Source organism: Paenibacillus sp. sgz302148, assembly GCF_056120465.1.
Genome location: NZ_JBVYOJ010000007.1, coordinates 26377 through 47182, shown reverse-complemented (window position 1 = coordinate 47182; position 20806 = coordinate 26377). Strand labels below are relative to the sequence as shown.

The window sequence follows — 20806 nt, the reverse complement described above, 5'->3', positions numbered from 1 at the left end:
CCCGTCCTAGTCATGATAAAATACCCGCTTGGATAATACATAGGTCGATACCGCAAGGATAATGGAAACGACGATGAAATAGATCCAGGACATCGCCGAGCTAAGACCAAAATTCAAATTCGTGAACGCAATGCTTTGCATGTACCCTGTCACTTTGTTGTTATAGAACGAATCGACGATGGAATAAATCGTATTCGTCAAGATGAGCGGCGTCATCAGCGGAAACGTAATTTTCCAGAACGCTTCGTAGCCGGTTGCGCCTTCCATCTTGGCCGCTTCGTAAAGCGAAGGCGATATCGATTGCAAGCCGGCCAAGAAAATAAGAATTTGTACGCCGGACGAGCTGATGATTTGGTAAATGCGATCGACGGCCCCGGTCAAATAATGAACGATATCAATGCTTAGCCCCGCCTCGATCAATAACGGCTCAAGCTCGATGCTTTTCATTCCCCCGAAGTTGCTTTCCACGTCCATGCTTGCGCCACCCATCATTTGCGCCAGGAAACTGCCGTTTCCGCTGCTGAGGTCGTTTATAATGCCGGAAGCAAGCACGACGGGAAGGAAGATGATCGCCCTTGCGATCATTCTTCCTCTGAACTTCTGCGTCAGCAGAGCCGCGGTGAATAAACTGAAGAAGATGATCAGCGGGACGTTAAGCACCATCTCCATAATCGCCTCGGTCATAATCCGGTTAAACCAAGGATCGATGAAAAATACGTTATTATAGTTTTCCCAGCCGATAAATTGCAGCTTGTAGCCATCGACCTCGATCGTCAGCTTGCTGAAGCTGAACCGGATCGATTGAAACAGCGGGACGGCCATCAGCAGAACGAAACCAAGAAACCATGGGGAGATGAATAAAAACCCAAACAGCTCTTTTTTCCGCTCCAAACTTACCGTGCGTTTTGTGGCCATTCGTTTCACCCTTCCACCTTGTAGTTTTCAGCTTCGATCGTAATCCCGTCAACGGTGGCCGATTCTTTGCTGTAATTGACATAAATCGTCTTTCCGTTCTCGAATGTCGTGCGATATACGCCTTCCGCCAATTTCTGATGCGAGGAAATCGTTTGCCCTTTCACTTGCTTAAGCACGCCGTTCACTTCCCGATATGCCTCAATGGCGTCTTTGTACCAGTACGTGTATTGGTTTGAATATAAGTCATCGAACTTCGTGTTTTTCAGCAGCTCCGCACCCGAGATAACCCAGCTGTAATATACGTTAGAGCCGGTTTCCAGCGATTTCAGCACGTTTCTTCTTAGGCCCTGGTCATCCTGGAGATTAAACGGCTTGCCCGCATATTCAACATAGCCATGCAGAACCATCTCGTAGAACGGGATAGATTCGTTAGCCAGTTGGAACTCGTTGCTGATTTGCGGTGCACCTAGCACATGTTTGGCATAAGGCAGCGCATATTCGTTGCCGCCGCTGACCATGACATTATTCGCTTGCTCTTGGATTCGCTTGAATTGGTCCCGAACGATCCGTTTAGCGTCCTCACGGGTGACTTCCTCGCCGTTGCGGAAATCGGACGAAAGATCTTCAGCCAGATCGCGGAGCGAAACCGCGCCGGGATTATATTTGGCATACGAATCCAGAAAATCTTCAACGACAGTGCCAAGCACGTTTGGCGATAAGGCATAGTGGGAAAATCGCTCGTAGTCCTTCACATACATGGCCGGATCGTAGCGATAGATCGCCGTATTCTTCCGAGAAAGCTGTTGCACCGAGTCCTTCGACGGATTGAACCGGCCACCGTATACGCGTTGAAAGGCGACATCAGGGTACAGTTGTCCGCCGGTTTTATTTAATCGCTCGGTTAAGGCAAGCCAATCGCTTTTGCTCCCCAATACGCCATCCAGACTCACGCCGGTCGGAATGTCGTGTCGCAGGCCGTCATTAAACCAGCCTTTATAGTTCAACTGAATATTGCTGATCTTGTCTTTGTTCAGATCGTCCAGCAGCTTGTTCGTTCCCTCGAAATCACTTAGCGGGATGAGCGCTTCGTACGGTACGCCGACAAAATTTTTCTGCTTCGTGACGCTGCCGGTCAATTCGAGATAAAACGGCGTGTCCCCTTCATGGGCTATCTTCTTCATGCCATAACGGCTCGCCAGATAATTCCGGTAAAGCTCCGCCATGCCGGAATAATTCGCCTTGTCGCCGTACAGGAACGAATAGCGGACCTGGAGTGGTCCCATATAACGCTGCTTTGGCGATTTAATCATCTGTTCTTCATTGGACAGCTTAACGCTGTCGCTAGGCACAATCGTAAACAAACCGTTGATCTGATTGTATTCGTTCTGTCTGCCGCTAATATCCGCGGAAATTTTGGCGAGCGCATCGCCTTCTTCGATAATCGAGAACATGGCGCGGTCGCCGTTCTTGATGCCGAATACCGGCAAACGCGACGTTTCATACGAAGTTTGCTTCAACTGCTTCGCAATGGCCTGATCTTCTCCGTATAGCGGAACTTGAATCGGCTGCGCCAGTTTTCTGCCGTTGTTCAAATAGACGAGGGAACCCGAACCGTCGGGCAGCAGCATGTATCCTTCATCCCGAGGACCTGCCGCGCCGAAATTTTCGAGCAGGCTGATCGTTTGAATCCGGTATGGCGCGTTCTCCTCGAGCTTCGTCGTATCGACCGAAGCGACCAGGCTTTCGCCGTCCAACGTATACTTCAAGCTCATCGTGAACTTCGCATTGCCGCTGCCGCTGCCTGCGACGCCGTTCTCTTTATTGTCGATCGCGAGATCCTCTTCCGTGTAGCCGGCTTTTTCGAACAGCTGGATTAACTGCTTTAACGCAGATTTAGGGATTTCCCGGCGCTCGTACAGATTCAAGGAATCAACCAGCTTATATCGGCTTTTAACCTTGCTCTTCTCATCGCCTTCCAGCTTGCTCAGCAGCTTTTCCTCGAACCTTTCTTTACTAATCTTTTCTGGAAGTACCTCGACGCCCTTCTCCGGATTACCGAAGTGGAAGGTGACGACAACGCTATCCTCGGTTTGCTGAACCTCGAATTGCTTGTAGACCACGCTGTCGTTGAAGCTGTCGTAATCCTTCGTATTCCCGTTCGGCAATAAGTAAACGAGCGAGAGCTGCGAAGCCAGCTTCCCTTTGATTTGCGCCGCGGCGATTTTGTCCTGATCACGGTCTTGCGGGTTGGAATGCCAGATTTGGCCGTTCCGTTTATCCAGAATCGCAAACTCGGCCGTATCGCGGTTCATGAAAAATAGCAGCTTCTCGTTTTCCATAAGCGCTTGCATTCCCGGAAGCCGTGCATCCGTTGTTGCGGACAGATTGCCGGTCGTTACTTTCAGGCCGGACATTTTGTCGCTAACCGGGACAAAGGCCGGGGCAGCCGACGGACTGAGCCCCAAATTGTTAATAAACAGCATCACGACGACGACTGCGGCGACCAGCATCAGGAATGAAACTATAAATTTGCGTTTTTTGTTACGAGTCATAGCGTCATCCCTCCCCGATCCGGAATATAATCTCTTTGTATATCGTCGAGCCGAACGAAATCATTTGCTGCAGCAGGCTGAAGAATAGCAAGCCGAGGAATAGGAATATCCCGATCACGACCATTGTGAGCAGCATCGTAAAGATCGTTTTCGAAACGGAATATTGATGCACGGTCTGCATGCCGACAAAGATTAACCAGCCTACCCAAATAAATGCGATGCTTTCGATCAAATTGTAAAAGGACGCTTCCTTGATCGTAAAAATGTTGGACAACACGATCAGAGGAACTTGCACGAGCACAAGTGGAATTAACGCATACGACGTGGCAATGATAATTTCCTTGAACTTGCCTTCGCCGTCCATCAATGTTGTAAGCGACCAGTTGGCGATGCACCAAAGGAAAAACGGCAGGACGATAAATTTCACTTCATCCAGGCTGTTAACCTCCAGATTGACGCTTGGGTTAAATATAAATCCGGACAACTGCTGCTTCAAAATATACAAAATACACAAGACGATCAAGATGAGCAAGGCAAGCGACAGCTTTCCCTTCTTCTCATACTTTACGTCCCAGAAGCCATTGAACGGATGGAAAATCGTCCCCCATGCCGTTCTTAACGCGCCCGGCTCCCCGCCTCTCGCCCGAACGAAACGGAACAAGGCGAACAAAGCGACGACGACGGCCAACGCGACAAGCGATATCGTCGTGAAATGACTCCACATAAAATCTTTGCGGTAACGTTCGAAGGCTCTGGAATAATAGTCGCGGTGCATGCCCAGCTCGAAGTCCGCCATCGCCGCAACGTTATCCCCGTTGCGCAGCTCCGCTTTCCCGACGCCTAGATAAGCGATCTCCAGATTGTTGTTCAGGCTCTTCGCCTCGAACCAAGCGGCGGTTGCTTTCTGCTCGTCGCCGAGATCGCTTTCGATGACCGCGGTGCGAATCGTTTCCCCGTAACGGGTCGGCTGAAAAACGACGAATTGGTTAAGCCCTTTATCCAGAACTAATATTTGATCTCCAAGCATATCGATTTCGGTCGGATTTTTGAAGTTGCCGACTTGTTCGCCGAGATGGCCGAACTGATACAGCAGCTTGCCGTCGCGATCGTACGTAAAGATGCGGCCGCGCTTGCTGTCGAGAATGCTGTACATGCCGTGCTGATCTACCGCGACGCTAATAATCATCGACGGTCCGCGGCGTGTCCCCGCGAATGTGAACCGGATGTCGCCCTTCGGCGGGAAATAACCTTCCCGTTTCAATACGTCCGCCCCCGAAGGATTCAGACGCCGAATCGGGGTATCGGAAAACTCTTCCGCGACCGTGGCATAGATGAAGCCGTCGGCATCGATATCGGCGTTACTGAATTCGATCGGAACGGTCAAATTCATTTGGTCCTTCTGGGCTTGCGTCGAAATTCGCTTCCAGAAGAGATCGATCGGGCTGATATGGACTTTATTGACGCCGATGAACCCGGTGAAATTGCCGCCGGAATCGAATTCCATAATGCCGTCGAACACGCCTTTGCCGACGACATAAATACGGCCGGCCGTATCTACGACGATTTTGGACGGCGTATATTTGAAATTGCTTCGCAGCGTATCCGATTTCGGCTCGCCGATTTCGCGAATGAATGTCCCGTCAAGCTGTAGGACGATTATTCGTTTGTTTCCCGTGTCGGCAATGTAGATATGATTATTTTTATCGATAAACATCCCTTGCGGGCCGTTTAGCGAATCTTCTTTGCCCTTGTTGCTGAACTTGCTGATCGTTCGAATGACGTTAAATTTGGAATCGAGACAGACGATCCGGTTATTCCCTGTGTCCACCACGTAAACGAAATTGTCCTTCGTCACGAAAATATCCTCGGGCGCGTTAAAGGACCCGATATTCAATTGCACCCCGTCGACTTGCCTTGCCGGCAAATACGGAAGCGGCGCCGGTTTCGTTTCGCTCCAGTACGAGTAGTTGTACCCTTCATAAGGTGCGGCTAACGCCGTATTTGCGGATCCGAATGCAATCGACAGGAGCAGGAAAAGCATAAGGGACTTCCATGTTTTTTTCACGATAGGCTTCTCCTTCCAATCAATCTTTCATGCCGGATGTGGACATCGTCTGGATGACTTTGCTTTGCGACAAGACAAATATCGTAATCGGCACCGAAATCATCAGTAATGTCGCCGCCATCGAAGGTCCGGTACGAATAATGCCGCCGGCCAGAATTTGGCTTAAGGCATAATCGATCGATTTCAGCTGTTCGCTGTAAATGAACATCGAACCTGCCGCCCCACCGGCGCTCCACAATCCTTGGAACGAAAAAATGATCAGCGTAAGCCAGGCGGGCTTGACGACAGGCATAACGATGCTCCAGAAGATGCGGAATTCGCCGCAGCCGTCGATTTGCGCCGCCTCCAGCAGCGCGTCCGGAATAACTTCCATGTATTGCTTCATCAAGTAAAGTCCCAAGGAAGAGCCAATGGCGGGTATGATGATCGCCATATATGTATCGACCATGCCAAGCCACGACATCGTCATGTAGTTCGTCACCTGCGTTACCGTAGCGGAGAACATAAGCGAGAGCATGACCATCGTGAACAGGATCAGCTTGCCCGGGAACTTCTTCTTGGCTAACGGGTAAGCCGCCAAGGAAGCGATAAGCACATGGCCTGTGGTGCCGATGATCGCAACAAAAAACGTGTTGAACAGATACCGAGAGAACGGTACCCAAGTACCCGACAGCAAGTAATATAGGTCGGTAAAGTTGCTGAGGGTGGGATTCTTCACCCAGAATTTCGGCGGAAACTGCAACAGTTCGTCAATTGGCTTAAACGCGTTGTTGATGACGAATATAAGCGGGAGCGCCATGAAAGATCCGATTGCCGCCAGAACAAGGATGAGCATCGCATCGCCCATAAAAGATCGGTTGATTCTGCGTTTCCGCAGCGCGAGCAGCTTCATGCTATTCACCGACCTTCCTGAGCAATTTCTGAACGACGAGGTTGGAGATCAGCATGATCGCGAAGAGCACGGTTGCAATCGACGAAGCGTAGCCCATCTCGAATCGAATCGTGCCGTAGTCCATCAGGTGGGTCACGATCGTATGGCCTGCATACGATATGCTCGGAAATCCGGCGAGTGTCGTCGCTACCTCGGACACGGCGAACGAGGCCGTGATCTGCATGACCGCGCCGAACATGAGCATCGGCCGCATCGAAGGGAGCGTAATAAACCACAGCTCCTGCCAACGGTTGCGGATGCCGTCGATCGCGCCTGCTTCGTACAGCGTTTTGTCCATACTCTGAAGTCCGGCGATGAAGGCCAGGAAACTTGTGCCGAGACTGAGCCACAGCTGGACGATGATGATAATCGGCATAATGTATTTTGTATCTTTCAGCCAAATGATCGGCTCCAAAATAAACCGCCATTTGATCAGGAACGAATTGACGTATCCATAGGAGTCGCCGCTGAACATCAACGTCCAGACGATGTAGGCGTTGCCCGATAACGCCGGAGCGTAAAAGACAAGCGTGGCAAATGCCCGCATTTTCGGCGACATTTCGTTGATGATCCAGGCGAGCACGAAACAAGCGATGTAACTGATCGGGCCGGTAATCGCGGCGAAGAGCAACGTGTTCTTCAAGGCGATCAGGAAGACGTCGTCGCGAACGAACAAACGAGCATAGTTTTGCAGCCCGACCCAATGAGGGAACTCCAACATGTTAAAATCGGTAAAGCTGACGAGCAGCGATAGAAATACCGGAACGACCGTAAACGTAATAAAGATGAGAAAATACGGAGCGAGCATGACATAAACGACCTTGTTCTTCTTCATGGCGTTTAACGTTTGGTTCAATCGCATACGGAACATTCCGTTTAGCTTGGCATCGGCAACCTTTTTACTAATCGGTAAAATACGGAGCCCTCCCTTCTATTTTGTCGGTAAATCAAATTCCTTCCGCTTGATGGTTATCTCTTCATTTATCGTGCGGACGTAGTTTTCGATTGTTTCCTTCGCTTCCCTGCCATCCCGGTAAACTTCATAAAAAGCGTTCTGTAGATGACGCGACAAGGAATATCCGCCCGGGACGTCCGGCGCGCCGACAACCCATTTCATTTCTTCCGCGAGTTGAGCGTAATCTCTAGCTGCCCAAGGCAGTCGGCTTAGTGTTTCAACGTTAGCTGCGGCATAACGAGCAGACTCCCCGAGAATCGCTTCCATTTCTCTTCCGAATGTCAGCTGCGCATTTGTATCGGTCCACCAATCGATAAATTTCCACGCCGCTTCCTTGTTCTTAGCGTTTTTAAACATGACGGTTCCGGATGCGGTCGATATTGCCTCCCGATGAATCGTCCCATCCGCCCCGCGTGTGCCCGGAACAGGAACGAATCCCCATTGGCCGCGAATTTCTGGGGCGAATATCGTCATGGAGTTGAATAACGTGTAATTGTCGATGCCAATCGGCATTTCCCCCGTACGGAATCGGTTCAGAAAGTTGTACTCGAGCGGCAGCTTGTAGTTCGTATACAGCTCGGTCCATTTGCGGAACGACTCGATTCCGACCTTGGTGTCGAGCGCCGTTGCAATGCCGTCGCCTTCGTAATATTGGCCGCCGTTCTGGTACAACATCATTTCGAATACCGGCGTAGCCGCCATGCCGATTTCCATCTTGTGCTTCTGCAGCTCCGGAATAATGTGATACAGATCTTCCCATGTTTCAGGAACTTTCAGGCCAAGTTGATTCAATATATCTTTGCGATAAAACATCATCGGAAACGATTGCGTCTCCGGTATCGCATATACGCCGCCGTTAAACTTGAATGAAGCGAAAGCGCTATCCTTGAACCGCTGCTTCACTTTATCGAAATTCGGCATTTGCGAAAGATCAACCAATGCGTTTCGCATTGCAAAATTGACAACGTCTCCGTTGGAGATGGCTACTTCAGGTCCTTTCCCTGCCAATGTCGCAGGTAAAACGACGTTCGCATTGACAAGCTGTAAATTGACGTGAATGCCGGTTTCCGGCGTAAACGTGGAATCGATCATTGAGCGCAGCAGCTGCGCCTGATCACGGCCGCCGGCGATCCATACCGTGATTTTGTCACCGTCAGCATTGCTGTTCCCAATGTTGTTGTACTCCTCCGAGAACGAGTACCAGAAGGAAGCGAGCTCATGGAACAATCTGCTGAAAAATCCGACATTGGCGTCAGGCGACTCGACGTTCGGCGATTTGATAAACATATAATCGAGCTCCAGCGGCTGTTGGTTGACGGTCAGCAGCCATGCGCCGAGCGAACTAACATTATCCTTGAACTTGCTTAGCCGCTCCGCGATCGTATGCGGGTTGTTGCCGAGGTCATCGAGCTGATAAGCGGTCGTGCGAAGAATCGTCGCATTTTCGCTTTTCCCGCCGACGAGACTATCCATCATTTCCGCCGCTTTGTTCAAATCTTTGCTATGCTGAATTAACTGCTGCTTCAAATCGGGAATCCGCTTCTCCAATTGGTAGTCGCGTAACTCGTCCGGTGATGTACCCGTGATCATGACGATCTTCAAGTAAAGCGAATTCAACTGTTGAATGCTGGATCGAACGAACCGAATGATGTCGGCCAACTCACCCATCGTAACTTCAAGCTTGATATCGTGCTGGCCTTTGGACAGATAGAACAAATCGGGTTCCGTATCGTCGTTTTTTTGCCCGGCAAGTCCGATTTGCCATGCGCCGTCATACGGGAATGCAACCGTTTCCGCATCCTCGAAAGGCACTTTGCCGTCGATAAACAATTTGCGTGTCACGTTGATGCCTCTTGCCATGTTCTGCTTATAACGAAATCCGATATGGTATAATCCGTCCTCCGGAATATCAACTTTAAAGTTCAGCCATTGGCCGGGGATTTTCCAGTTCGCGCCGCCGATCGTGTTCATTCGGATCTTAGAAACGTGATAAGGCTCCGTCGCCGGACTCGACCGATCGTTTAGCGGGTAGAGGGACGGGTTCGATTTGGCAGTTGCGTCTTCCCCTTGAATCTTGATGAGAATATCTTTAGTTTCTTTCCATTGATTCGTTTCATATTGTTTCTTCACTTCGTCGTAAGTCGGAATCTTCTCTTCCTGAAACAGCTTCAGCGAATCGATGATCATCGGCTCGCGAAGCGATACGAGTGCAATCTTATGGCTGCCCTTCGTCAAATAAAACGAAAACGAATCGCGATAATACCCTTCGGAATCTTTCAGCACCGTTTCTTGCCATTCCGGCTCCTCTACCTGCCTCGGCCGTAAATCGTTTCCATTGTTGTCCTGCTCGACCTTGGACAGTTCATTGCGCCATACCCGCGAAAATACGAGCCGCCTCGCTTCCTCGAACGGAGCCTGACCGTCGATTTGCACTTCACGCTCGATCGGGGAGCTGTTCCCTTCTACCGGAAAATAGCGAATCCCGATATGGTACAATCCTTCCTCGGCAACATCCACGTTCCAATAGATCGAACCGCTGTCTTCGGTCCGAACGACCGGACTTGAGGCGTTCTCGTAGGAATCAAGAACCGTCGCGGTCATCCCTTCGGTCCCGGCGAACGATTCGGCTTCCACGATGGCGGAGGTATCGGGGCGAGGCGCATTCGAGTATCGGGCAATATACTGTTCATAGCGAAGAAGCGAAGATGGATCAGCCGCCCCCAACGCATTCGCATTCGTTTCCAATCCTTGCTTCGATCCGTTCTCATCGCCGAACGTACGATTTGCAGGAAACAAGGCAAATGAAGTCAATAGGCAAACAAGACTAAGGCCGACTGCAATCTGTTTTCTGAAGCGCAATATGTAATGCACGCGAACCCCCCATTCCCTCGAAAAATAGCAAAAGATACTCATATACTATAAAATAGAAAAACGTCTTACGACGTCTTGTCTTCAAAACTTCCGCTTGTGCGTTGTGTCATGAATTAGAAAGGGGGCTCCGAACAAGTCGGATGTCGGACCCCCCGCTGGAATCAATGTGTCGCTACTTAGCAGCTGTATTGAGAGCTTGATCGATTTGAGACTGAATGTTTTGTTTTACCTTTTCGAGCTCGGATTCCGGATTGAGGCCTTTATTCGTAATACCCCAAACGACGTCACCGAATGTTCCGTTTCCAGGGAAGTAGATCTTCGAGACTGTCTCTGTTGCTTTCATCATGCTGTCAACATCTGCCACGTCGGCGACCTTCTGCTCTTCGAATAATGCGCGTTTGTTTTGATCAAGCTTATCCCACAGAATCAGTTCCTGCCAAATTTGCGCCGTTTCTTTCGGATGCTTCGCGTTGGTCGGCATATAATACATCGTGAAGTTTTCATTTGCGTTATGATAATTATCGCCCGCGCTTGGACCTTTAGGGAACGAAACAAAACCTTGTTCGTCCGTCATATCTTTCCGTTCTTTGCCTTCCCATAGCTCGCCTGACACCATTGCAGCCTTGCCGCTGCTGAAGATTTTTTGCGATTCGGCGTGGTCGTTGAAATCGCCCTTGTTCGGTGCGGCCACCTTGCTCTTGTTATACAAATCGTCCACGAAATGAAGCGCTTCAAGCAGCTTTGGATCATCGCCATCGAACTTATATTTGCCGTCAACGTAGTCGATAATTTTAGCGCCGTTGGACGATGCAAGCAAGCGGGCTAGGATCGGGGCATGGTTTGTTAAGCCCCATTGATCGATCGTGCCGTCGCCATTTGTATCCTTGGTTGCCTTCTTAGCGATTTCGAGGAATTTATCCCATGTCCATTGTCCGCTTTGCTCAAGCTCGTGCAAATCCGGCAAGCCTTCGCGTTTGAACAACGTCTTATTGTAATAAATGCCTACGCCGACGTTGGTGTATTCTTTGAAGCCATACATTTTGCCGTTGATTTTACCCCAATCTTGAATGCCTTTCGGCCATTTCGGATCATTGAAGTCGAAGAATTCGTCGACTGGACGCAGCAGCCCTTGGTTGATCAACGGATAAGAGAAGTACAAGTCCATCAATGTGATGTCTGCAACCGGATCACCGGAAAGACCGGCTTTCAGGATCATTTCATTCGGTTGACCCCAAGGTACAACTTCCCATTTGATTTTGACATTGTATTTCTGTTCAACCTCTTTAATTTTATCCAGTCTCGCTTGACCCTCATCAGTTGCATCCGTAGGCACGTCTTCTTTAACCCACGTCAGAATCGTCATCGTTTCGCCTTTCATGTCGATCGCAGGCGGTTCCGGTTCTTGCTTCGGTTCTTCTTTAGGCTCTTCCTTCGGTTCTTCTTTCGTATCGTCAGGCTTTTCTGTTTGTGCGTTTTCACCGCTCTTCGGCGTATCGGTTGAGCTGGAGCAAGCGGCAACAAAAATGAGTGTAAAGGCTACCAGAAGTAATGCAATCGCTTTCATCTTCTTCATAAAACGAACCCTCCCAATTAATTGATGTAACAATCAATCCAGAAATCTAATACTTCATGAAGAATAAGCCAGCTTACATATAACACCCCCTTAAAATATTCAAAACAGATTCGTGTACTCCCTTAATCGGTTCCGGCTTTTTCGTAAGTGCCTTGAATGAACCTGCAGGTCCAGTCATAAATTTCTCTCTTGGCCGGATCGTTGCTTGCTGCGGCGGATGCTAACAGTTTAACGTCTTGGTAATATCCTCTGAATACGTTTCCAGCAAAACCGTAGCTGACTCCGCCATCCAAATAATTGATATATTTCTGACGGTATGACCCGTCGGATTCAAAAACCCGGTAATCCACTTCCATCTCCACGCCCATTCCGGACTTACTAGCTAATGCGGCTGTTTCTTCGATGCGCGATGCATCCGTTGCCGTAAAAAAGTGATTCGGCTGCAATACGGCGGCATCAAACCCAAGCTCTTTCCACTTCCAGAACAGGGACGCATTAAAGTACGGAATCCAGAAAAATTTTAAATGTAACTCGTGAACCATGGATGAGGTATGTTGTATTAATTCTTCTTCATGCGGAACGGATTGGTTAACCGTTTCATTCATCCAATAGAGTCCCGATAAAGATAAGCGGCTGTAAGCGGCTTCATTCCAGCGTTTCATTAGCTCATCGATGTACCATCGAAGCGCTTTCTTTTTATTCGCATGCGCTGCATCCGGATTGACGACGGAATGATCGAAAATTAAGGACTCGCCGTTCACTTCGCCGAATTCCGCTTGATTCGGAGCGGGATAAGGGATCATCAAGACCACTTTCATCTTGTAATCTTGATCTCCCAGCGCTTCCCCAACTTCGATAATCGCGCGATTCAATTCGGATAAATCGCCGTCTTCCGCGAACGATTTGTCTAAGTACCAGAGCCAATCCTCCAAATCGGTAGGATGCTCGGATTCCTCGTATCCATGGAATTTATTGGACCATTTGGCCAGAAACAAACCGCCGTCGAAAAGCCATTCCTTAGGTTTCAGTTCTTCGTCAACGTAGCTGACGTAAGGAATAAACGTTTCTTTCTTCCATACGCCAGCGTTGCTTTCATAATGCCCGTTATAGAATAAAATAAGATTTCGGATGCCATCCGTATGTACGCCCGGATGCATGAACTGCCCGAGCCCTTCTTCCGTATGTTCCATGTTTAAATTTGACATAATCCATATCACCTTCTCATAGTGTGATGAAAATGGCATGCAACCTACTAGGCGAAAGTCAAATTTCCACGTGCTTTTTGATCCGTGATATTACATGGCTTTGTTCGGAACTTGCTGTTGCTTTTGTTGGATCGCCTCTACGAATCGCTTCGTAATTTCTTGCGGGCGTGTTATCGCCGTACCGATGACAACGGCGTGAGCGCCGGCCTCGAAACAGCGCAGGCATTCTTCCACCGTCCAAATTCGGCCTTCGGCCAAAACAGGAGTTCTTCTTAATGAAGCCAATTGCCGGACCAGCTCAATGTCTGGACCTGCTTGTTGCAGACTATACGGCGTATATCCGGACATCGTTGTCGATACGATATCCGCGCCCAGATCCATCGCTCGTACACCTTCGTCAAAGGTAGAAATGTCTGCTACAATAAGAGTCGAAGGAAACCGCTGCCGAATCTGTTCATAATAATCATCAAAATAAAGTCCGTTCGGTCTTTGCAGACGGGTGGCATCCACAGCGACAAAATCTGCTCCCGCGGACACGATGTCTTCGACTTCCTGCAATGTTGGCGTGATATACACATCACAGTTCGGGTAGTTGCGTTTGTATAAGCCAATGACTGGCAATGAGCATCTTTTCTTTATCTCTTCGACATCTTTGGGGGTATTCGCGCGAATCGCTACGGCCCCGCCTTCTTCGGCAGCCGTGGCCATCGCCCCCATAATCTCGGAGCCGAATAGCGGCTCATGCTCAAGTGCTTGGCACGATACGACGCACCCGTTCTTGATCTTGTCGATGAGTGCGTGCTTCATCTTATCCGCTCCTCTATATTCCTTGTTATCCGTCCTCGAGATCATCATAACACCGGATCGATCAAAATAAAAGATATTTTTTCTATTTTTTAAAAATAAATTAGATTTATTCTCCTTTTTCACTATGCTATAATAGTTACGATTTGTTACAGAACTATAAAAACGGAGGGATTCCTATGAGTTCGATCATCTATCTTCCATTAGACGAACGCCCCTGCAACCTGCAATATCCGACGCAGCTCGCGCATCTGGCCAGCTTGCCGCTGAAAGTGCCGCCGCTGAATTTGCTCGGCGACAAGAAGAAACCCGCCGATTGCCAAGGGCTTAAGGCATGGCTTAGGGATCAAACTGAAGCTACGGACAAATTGATCGTTTCCATCGATATGCTCGTGTACGGCGGCATCGTTCCTTCGCGGCTGCACCATCTGACGAAAGAAGAATGCAGCGCGCGGTTAAATGTGTTGCGAGAGTTGAAGGAACAACATCCTGAGCTATCAATCTATGCTTTTAATCTGATTATGAGAACGCCTTCATACAATAGCGACGACGAGGAACCTGCTTATTACAACGACCATGGCATACATATTTACCGCTACTCCTGGTTAAGCGACAAGCGGGAGCGCGAGCAGCTGACGCCTGAGGATCAGGCGGAATGGGAAAGTCTTCAGTCGATTATACCAGCCGAAGTGCTGGAAGAACATCTGCATCGCCGGAGTGTAAACGCATACGTCAACGAATGCGGCGTGCGGCTAGTAGATGAAGGCATCCTCGACGTGCTGGTCATTCCGCTCGACGACAACGCCGAATACGGCTTTACCGCGGCGGAGCAGCGCAAGGTGCTGTTCCTGGCCGACGAGTTGAACGTGCTCGATCGCGTACATATTTATCCAGGCGCAGACGAGATCGGCTGCACGCTGATGGCCCGCGTTTTCTGCGAGACGCACCAATACCGTCCGGAGCTATTCCTCCGGTATTCGTCGACACGTGGTCCTGCCATCATTCCGTGTCTCGAAGACCGCAGCCTGCACGAAAGCATCAAATCGCACGTCACGGCAGCCGGCGCCGTCATCGGCGATTCGTCGTCCGAAGCGGACTTCGTGCTGATGGTCAATTCGCCGGCGGCCGGACAATACGACGTGGCCGATTCCTCGGGACCGCTGCGAGACCGGCACCGCTCGTACTTCTCGGAAGTGAACCTGCGCGAGTTCGCCAGCGTCCTCGATCACTATGCAGCCAAAGGCAAGATGGTCGCCCTGGCCGACGTATCCACGCTGAACGGCAGCGATCAATCGCTGATGCGTCTGCTTTCGAAGAAAGGGCTGCTGCCTCGGTTATCGGCTTATGCCGGCTGGAACACGTCGGGCAATACGCTTGGCACCGTCATCGCGCACGCGATCATCGAATCGTATTACTTCCAAAGGCCGGAACTGGACAACGCGGAACGCCGTCAGCGCAGCCGGGAATTTCTGCTGGAGCGGCTCGTCGAGGATTGGGGCTATCAAGCGATCGTCAGACGAAACGTGCTCGAACAGCATTTGCCGGAGCTTGGCGCCAAATTTCGACGTTTCGATGGCCTACGATCAGGTTGTCGATCTCGTGGAAACGAAACTTAACGCATTCATTCATACGTACCTGCAGGACTTCGGGCCGGAACGGATTGCCCTTCGCAATGTGCGGATGCCGTGGAGAAGGATGTTCGAGGTTGGCTTGCAAGTCGAGATTACCGGTTAAAACAAACGCCGCGATCATGAAGCTGTTGCTTCGTGATCGCGGCGTTTTTGCGCGGATACTCGGGGAATTGCCTTGTCCGGCTACGCATCAGGCTCAGGCCCTTGCGCGCTTCGCGGCGCTGCATGATGTCCGCCGAACGTTTGAGCCGCACGACCCCCAACTACGTCGTGCTCGCCAAATCTTCCGGCGAAAATGCGCCAGGCAGCAAGTCTCTGACCGTAATACGCTGCACGTCGCCATTCAGATTCGTCATCACCACGATCATGTCCGGGCTGCACAGCTCGGATATGACTTGGCGGCAAGCCCCGCAGGGCGGAACCGGTCTTGCCGTATCGGCAACGACCGCAAGCGCGGCGAACTCCGATTCGCCTTCGGAATACGCCTTGAACAGCGCGGTCCGTTCGGCGCAGTTGCACATGGAATAAGCGGCGTTTTCGATATTGCAGCCGAGATACACTTTGCCGCTGCGTCCCAGGAGTGCGGCGCCGACATTAAACCGCGAATAAGGGACATATGCCCTTTCCCGTCCTCGTTTGGCGTCTTCGATTAATTGCTGTTCGTCGAACTCCACTTTATTCGCGTTATTGTTCGCACGATCTGCATCGTCGTTCGGATTCATCAGCCATGCACTCCCCTTATTGAATTTGCTCGTAAATAAGCGGCGGTGGCTCCACCGGCTTCGGCGACAGCGTGTACGCGGCGCGGACGATCGCCGTGACGTCGTCGACGCTGTCGCGGTTGCTGTACAACGTCAGCAGCGGCTCGCCTTTGGCGACGCGGTCGCCGACCTTCGCGCGCAGCTCGAGGCCGACGGCCAGGTCGATCGACGATTCCTTGGTCGCTCGGCCTGCGCCGAGCAGCATCGCCGCCGTGCCGATGCGGTCGGCGACGATGCCGCTGACGTAGCCGCCCTCGGGCGCCGGCACGTCGATGGCGAAGCGCGCCTGCGGCAGCCGCTCCGGCGCGTCGACGACGGCGGCGTCGCCGCCTTGCGCGGCCACGAAGGCGCGGAACGTCGCGAGCGCTTCGCCGCTTGCGACGGCCGCCTCGAGCATGCCGCGCGCCTCGGGCAAGCTGCTCGCTCGTCCGGCGAGCAGCGCCATGTGGCTGCCTAGCGTCAGGCACAGCTCGCGCAGATCGCGCGGTCCGGCGCCGCGCAGCGTGTCGATCGCTTCGCGCACCTCCAGCGCATTGCCGACGGTGAGCCCAAGCGGCTGGCTCATGTCGGAGATGACGGCGATCGTGCGGCGGCCGACCCGGTTGCCGATGTCGACCATCGTGCGCGCCAGCTCCCGGGCATCGTCCAGCTTCTTCATGAACGCGCCCGCGCCGGTCTTGACGTCAAGCACGATCGCATCCGCGCCGGAGGCGATCTTCTTGCTCATGATCGAGCTTGCGATCAGCGGGATCGACTCCACCGTCGCCGTCACGTCGCGAAGCGCATACAGCTTCTTGTCCGCCGGCGTTAAATTGCCGCTTTGCCCGACGACGGCAATCCGGTTCGTATTGACCAATTCGAGAAAGCGCTTGTTTTCGATTTCGACATGGAATCCGGGAATCGACTCTAACTTATCGACGGTTCCGCCCGTGTGGCCTAAGCCCCGACCCGACATCTTCGCCACCGGTACCCCGAGCGCGGCGACCATCGGCGCAACGATCAGCGTTGTTTTATCGCCGACACCGCCCGTGCTGTGCTTGTCCACTTTGATCCCCGAAATGCCGGACAAGTCGATCGTTTCTCCCGATTCGACCATCGCCATCGTCAGCTGTGCCCGCTCCTCCGGCGTCATGCCTTGAAAATAGACCGCCATCGCCCAAGCCGACATCTGGTAATCGGGAATTTCACCGCGTGTATATCCAAGCACGGCAAAATAAATTTCCTCCCGCGACAGCTCCCCGCCGTTGCGTTTTTTCTCAATGACGTCAACCATCCTCATTCGGCATCACCCTTTATTTTGCAATTTTTCCCGCACGGCTGACCGGCGAAATTCGGACTAACCCGATCTTTTCGTTGGCCGTATAAACGGCTTGATCCGCTCCAACGACGAGATGCCCGTAATTTCCGCGGACGATGAGGATGAATCGCTCATTTCCATCCGGATCGAGCGAATAGACCGACCCTCCATTGTCCAGAAAATATACGTTGCCCGCCTGATCGGACTGCAAGCTGTACGCTTCCCGGTATCCTGGAAAACGAATCTTGTACTGCCATAGCTTTATCCCGCTTTTGTCCGTTTTGGCGATACCGTCAAAGCTGCCTTTCACTTCGTTCATGGTGTAAAAACCGCCTTTGCCGTCACCCGCAAAATCGCTTTTCCGAAGCACCTGTCGCCAATCTTGATCAGGTAACGCAGCGCCGGTTTCGCCGTCCAGGACGACGATGCGGTTGCCAAACACCGCCGCGACATCGTTTCCGTTGTCCGCCGAATAGAGATTCCAAAACCGCGTTTGATCGAGCTCACGCTGCCACTTGATTTTTCCATTCCGATCCAATGCATATAACATATCGCTTGTCCCTACAAAAATATGCCCTGCTTTATCGGCCATCATTCGAAGGACATTCGGAAACGATAAAGTGAATCCGGGTTCTTGTTCCATCATTAAAATATCGCGGTTGATCCAGTTGATCTTGCCGCCCGGAGCGATCGAAATAATCCCGTCTTCCGCGAGCGTAATTAAATTTCCTCGGTCGTCGCCAACCGCAAACGAAAAGAAGATATCCTTATGTTCCGTAAACGAATACTGCCATTTCAATTCGCCTTTCGAATCAAACGCCAATACCTTTCCTGGCTTATTATCCTCCATAAAGGAATAACCCGCGCTTTTATAGGTAAAAATCGTCCCATCTGCGCCCAAGATTAAACTATACCAACCCGGCTCGGCATACGAATGTTCCCACAGCTTTTTGCCTTTTGCATTGACCGCAATAATTTTATTTTGATTGGTGACGTAAATGGTTCCGTCATCTCCGACAACCATGCCGATCGGATCCGAAATACGGACCTGCCAGTCGATTTGGAACTTGTCGCTGCCTCGCAAGCTGACCGGCATCCCGGTAAAATTGTACTCCTTCGTTAAATCCGCCCGGTTCGAAGGAATTTGGTACATCGAAGCCTTCACCGTGCTTGCTTCAACCGGCGAATTCACTCCCATTCCGAGTAGCAACGACGCGATCGTTGCCGTAATAACCCATTTCGCTCTCATGTAACATCTCCATTGATCTACAATAAGTACTTTACACATTATACCATCTTAACCGATTCGATTGAAATCATCAGTTAGGCTTAGTTGATATGGCTATCGATTAAAAAAATGGCTGGGCAGCGTATTCCATCTGCTCAACCATTTGCTTTTTACTATTATTTCGCTACCTTCGGCGCTTTGATTTCTTTCACTTTATTGTAAGAAGTATAGTTATAAGTCATTTCGGTTTTCATCGTTTGGCCCATCGCGGTCATCTCGGAAATCATGTTCATTTTTTTAGGAAGCGACGTTTTTGTATCTACCGTAAACTTCATCTGCAGCTTTTTGGTTACTGTATCCTCGGCTCCCGCCAAGAACAATTTGTTGTATTTGGCCGGATTGATCGTGATCGTAATTTCCTGATCGGTCCCGTTTTTCTTTACTTCCGTTTTGTCGATAACCTGTTTGAATTGCTTGTTGAAGATATCCTCCGATCCGGATTGCGCTGCACTTTCGATCGTGCCGGCCGGTGCAACGATCCAATCTTGGCCCGGCATCTTCATATACATTTTGTCGCCCACTTGAACCACTTCGGTAGATACGGTCTCCTTGCCGACCTGTACCGTCGTTTTCATCGAAAAAGCTTCCTTCGGCTTGATGATCATATCGCCTTCCATCGTCATCACCGTTTTTTGCCCGGCTGCCGTGATCGTCGATTTAGCCGTGTAGGAATAGCTGTTGACTTTGGCAAAAGCCGTCATCAGTTTGTCATATGCAGCCACCGCGGTCGACGAAGGCGCCGTTGCCGCCGGTTTCTTCGCTTCCGCCGCGGATACCGCGCTTGCGCCGATCCCGATGGAACCTACGCTAATCGTTAATGCCAAGCCTGTTGTTGCTAATTTCCGCATCATTTTTTTCATGATCCAACATCCATCCTCTTTTGATATTATGTAAATCTATGGACATAGAAAGCCTCCTCCGACAAAGAGGCGAATCTAGAGGTTTATACCTTACGCGCCTTCGATGAGTGATTTGTATTGCCGATCCAGATCGCCAAGCCGATTTTCTACGTTATTCAGTTCCTGGCTCAGCCGTTCCACCATCGTGTCGATTTCTTTTCTTTTCGATACGACCTGCTCCAGCGAATTCGTGATTTTGCCTTGCACCATCCAGTCGGCAATGAGGCCATCGAAGAAAAAGTCCGAAAATTTTAAAAATCCGCCGATTTCAAAATCTACCGAAACCGCCATCTGTACATCCTTCAATTCTCTGGCGAACTGTCGCAAGTAATGCTGAACTTTATGAATTTGTTCCTTCGCATCGTCGATCCGGTCGTGCTTGATCATCGTGGAGATGAAACCGCCGCCGAGCATATCGTAGGTGCCCCAGTTTTTGGCCGATTGCAAATATTGCTCCGCTTGTTCAAGCGCCTCCAAAACGACATCACCCGCCTCGAACGCTTCCTTCAATTCTTTACGCAGGATGGCAGCGGACGCCTTTTGCTCGGATAAAGCCTGCAGCTGTTGGCTCGTTGCCGCATCATGACGCTGGATGTAGCTTTCCTTCGCCTTGAGAAACCGCTCGTATTCCATATCGACGTTGATCACATCGCCCAGCTTTACCTTGTATTTCTCGATTTCCAGCTTTAGATTGTGCTTTGCCGCGACCGCCTCGTCGTATCGCAGCTTTGCGGCCAACGCTTCTTCGTTTTCCTCTTTCAATTTCTCCGATTTGCTTCCGATCATCGTGTAAAACAAATTCGCGATCGATAACCCTTGCAGCTGCGCCACGTCGTGTTCTTCGGATCGTAGCCTCTCCTCTAGCTCATCGGCGCTGCGTTCGGCCGCGGCAAGCTCCTTCTCCAGCTCCTCCAGCCGAAGCTCCCACTTCATCTTATTACGCTCCATCTCCTTCAGGCGCAATAGCTCATCCTGAAACCACCGGTCCATGTCCCCACTCCCTACAACCTCGTCATCATATATTCCGTAATACGGCGTCATTCCGAATCCGTTTCACAA

Annotated in this window: 17 protein-coding genes; 2 read left to right on the top strand and 15 right to left on the bottom strand. The window is 50.8% G+C overall.

All coding sequences use genetic code 11. The features are described 5' to 3' along the window. Nucleotides 1–6 precede the first annotated feature (6 nt). The 9 genes from AC0LWM_RS11870 to AC0LWM_RS11830 form a co-directional block, all read right to left on the bottom strand. A complete protein-coding gene (locus tag AC0LWM_RS11870; protein ID WP_474675153.1) occupies nt 7–915 on the bottom strand; it encodes a carbohydrate ABC transporter permease in 909 nt (302 codons plus the stop codon). A 5-nt stretch (nt 916–920) separates the two neighbouring features. Next, nucleotides 921–3467: a DUF5696 domain-containing protein gene (locus AC0LWM_RS11865; RefSeq protein ID WP_474675152.1), complete on the bottom strand. Its 2547-nt coding sequence runs from the start codon at nt 3465–3467 to the stop codon at nt 921–923. 4 nt (nt 3468–3471) lie between these two features. Continuing rightward, nucleotides 3472–5532, bottom strand: a complete 2061-nt coding sequence (locus AC0LWM_RS11860; protein ID WP_474675151.1) for a YIP1 family protein — start codon at nt 5530–5532, stop codon at nt 3472–3474. A 19-nt stretch (nt 5533–5551) separates the two neighbouring features. Beyond that, nucleotides 5552–6424, bottom strand: a complete 873-nt coding sequence (locus AC0LWM_RS11855) for a carbohydrate ABC transporter permease (RefSeq protein WP_474675403.1) — start codon at nt 6422–6424, stop codon at nt 5552–5554. A 1-nt stretch (nt 6425) separates the two neighbouring features. After that, complete coding sequence (locus AC0LWM_RS11850; RefSeq protein WP_474675402.1) at nt 6426–7298, bottom strand: carbohydrate ABC transporter permease; 873 nt, start codon at nt 7296–7298, stop codon at nt 6426–6428. 96 nt (nt 7299–7394) lie between these two features. Then, nucleotides 7395–10289 carry an extracellular solute-binding protein gene (locus tag AC0LWM_RS11845; protein ID WP_474675150.1) on the bottom strand — a complete coding sequence of 965 codons (2895 nt, stop codon included), beginning with the start codon at nt 10287–10289 and terminating at the stop codon, nt 7395–7397. Nucleotides 10290–10461: 172 nt separating this feature from the next. Further along, a complete protein-coding gene (locus tag AC0LWM_RS11840; RefSeq protein ID WP_474675149.1) occupies nt 10462–11862 on the bottom strand; it encodes an ABC transporter substrate-binding protein in 1401 nt (466 codons plus the stop codon). 122 nt (nt 11863–11984) lie between these two features. Next, complete coding sequence (locus AC0LWM_RS11835) at nt 11985–13067, bottom strand: DUF4855 domain-containing protein (protein WP_474675148.1); 1083 nt, start codon at nt 13065–13067, stop codon at nt 11985–11987. Between the two features lie 90 nt (nt 13068–13157). After that, nucleotides 13158–13874, bottom strand: a complete 717-nt coding sequence (locus AC0LWM_RS11830; RefSeq protein ID WP_474675147.1) for an N-acetylmannosamine-6-phosphate 2-epimerase — start codon at nt 13872–13874, stop codon at nt 13158–13160. A gap of 176 nt (nt 13875–14050) precedes the next feature. On the opposite strand from AC0LWM_RS11830, the gene AC0LWM_RS11825 reads away from it, so the two are divergent. Together AC0LWM_RS11825 and AC0LWM_RS11820 are read left to right on the top strand one after the other, a co-directional pair. After that, nucleotides 14051–15487 (top strand): DUF4127 family protein, encoded by a 1437-nt coding sequence (locus AC0LWM_RS11825; protein WP_474675146.1) that lies wholly within the window; start codon nt 14051–14053, stop codon nt 15485–15487. Continuing rightward, complete coding sequence (locus AC0LWM_RS11820; RefSeq protein WP_474675145.1) at nt 15471–15605, top strand: hypothetical protein; 135 nt, start codon at nt 15471–15473, stop codon at nt 15603–15605. Before AC0LWM_RS11825 ends, AC0LWM_RS11820 begins: the two co-directional genes overlap by 17 nt. On the opposite strand, the gene AC0LWM_RS11815 is transcribed toward AC0LWM_RS11820, so the two are convergent. The 6 genes from AC0LWM_RS11815 to AC0LWM_RS11790 form a co-directional block, all read right to left on the bottom strand. Further along, the gene (locus tag AC0LWM_RS11815; protein ID WP_474675144.1) at nt 15595–15756 is read right to left on the bottom strand and encodes a hypothetical protein; all 162 of its coding nucleotides are present in this window, start codon (nt 15754–15756) and stop codon (nt 15595–15597) included. The two genes, AC0LWM_RS11820 and AC0LWM_RS11815, sit on opposite strands and share 11 nt — an antisense overlap. A 9-nt stretch (nt 15757–15765) precedes the next feature. Beyond that, nucleotides 15766–16224, bottom strand: coding sequence for a cytidine deaminase (locus AC0LWM_RS11810; protein ID WP_474675143.1), 459 nt, complete (start codon nt 16222–16224; stop codon nt 15766–15768). A 16-nt stretch (nt 16225–16240) separates the two neighbouring features. Further along, on the bottom strand, nt 16241–17542 hold the full coding sequence (locus tag AC0LWM_RS11805; RefSeq protein WP_474675142.1) for a pyrimidine-nucleoside phosphorylase: 1302 nt from the start codon (nt 17540–17542) through the stop codon (nt 16241–16243). Nucleotides 17543–17555: 13 nt separating this feature from the next. Next, entirely contained in the window at nt 17556–18809 is a 1254-nt protein-coding gene (locus tag AC0LWM_RS11800) for an outer membrane protein assembly factor BamB family protein (protein WP_474675141.1), read from the bottom strand. A 155-nt stretch (nt 18810–18964) separates the two neighbouring features. Then, nucleotides 18965–19708, bottom strand: a complete 744-nt coding sequence (locus AC0LWM_RS11795; RefSeq protein ID WP_474675140.1) for a DUF6612 family protein — start codon at nt 19706–19708, stop codon at nt 18965–18967. Between the two features lie 90 nt (nt 19709–19798). After that, entirely contained in the window at nt 19799–20737 is a 939-nt protein-coding gene (locus AC0LWM_RS11790) for a hypothetical protein (protein WP_474675139.1), read from the bottom strand. Nucleotides 20738–20806: the final 69 nt, after the last annotated feature.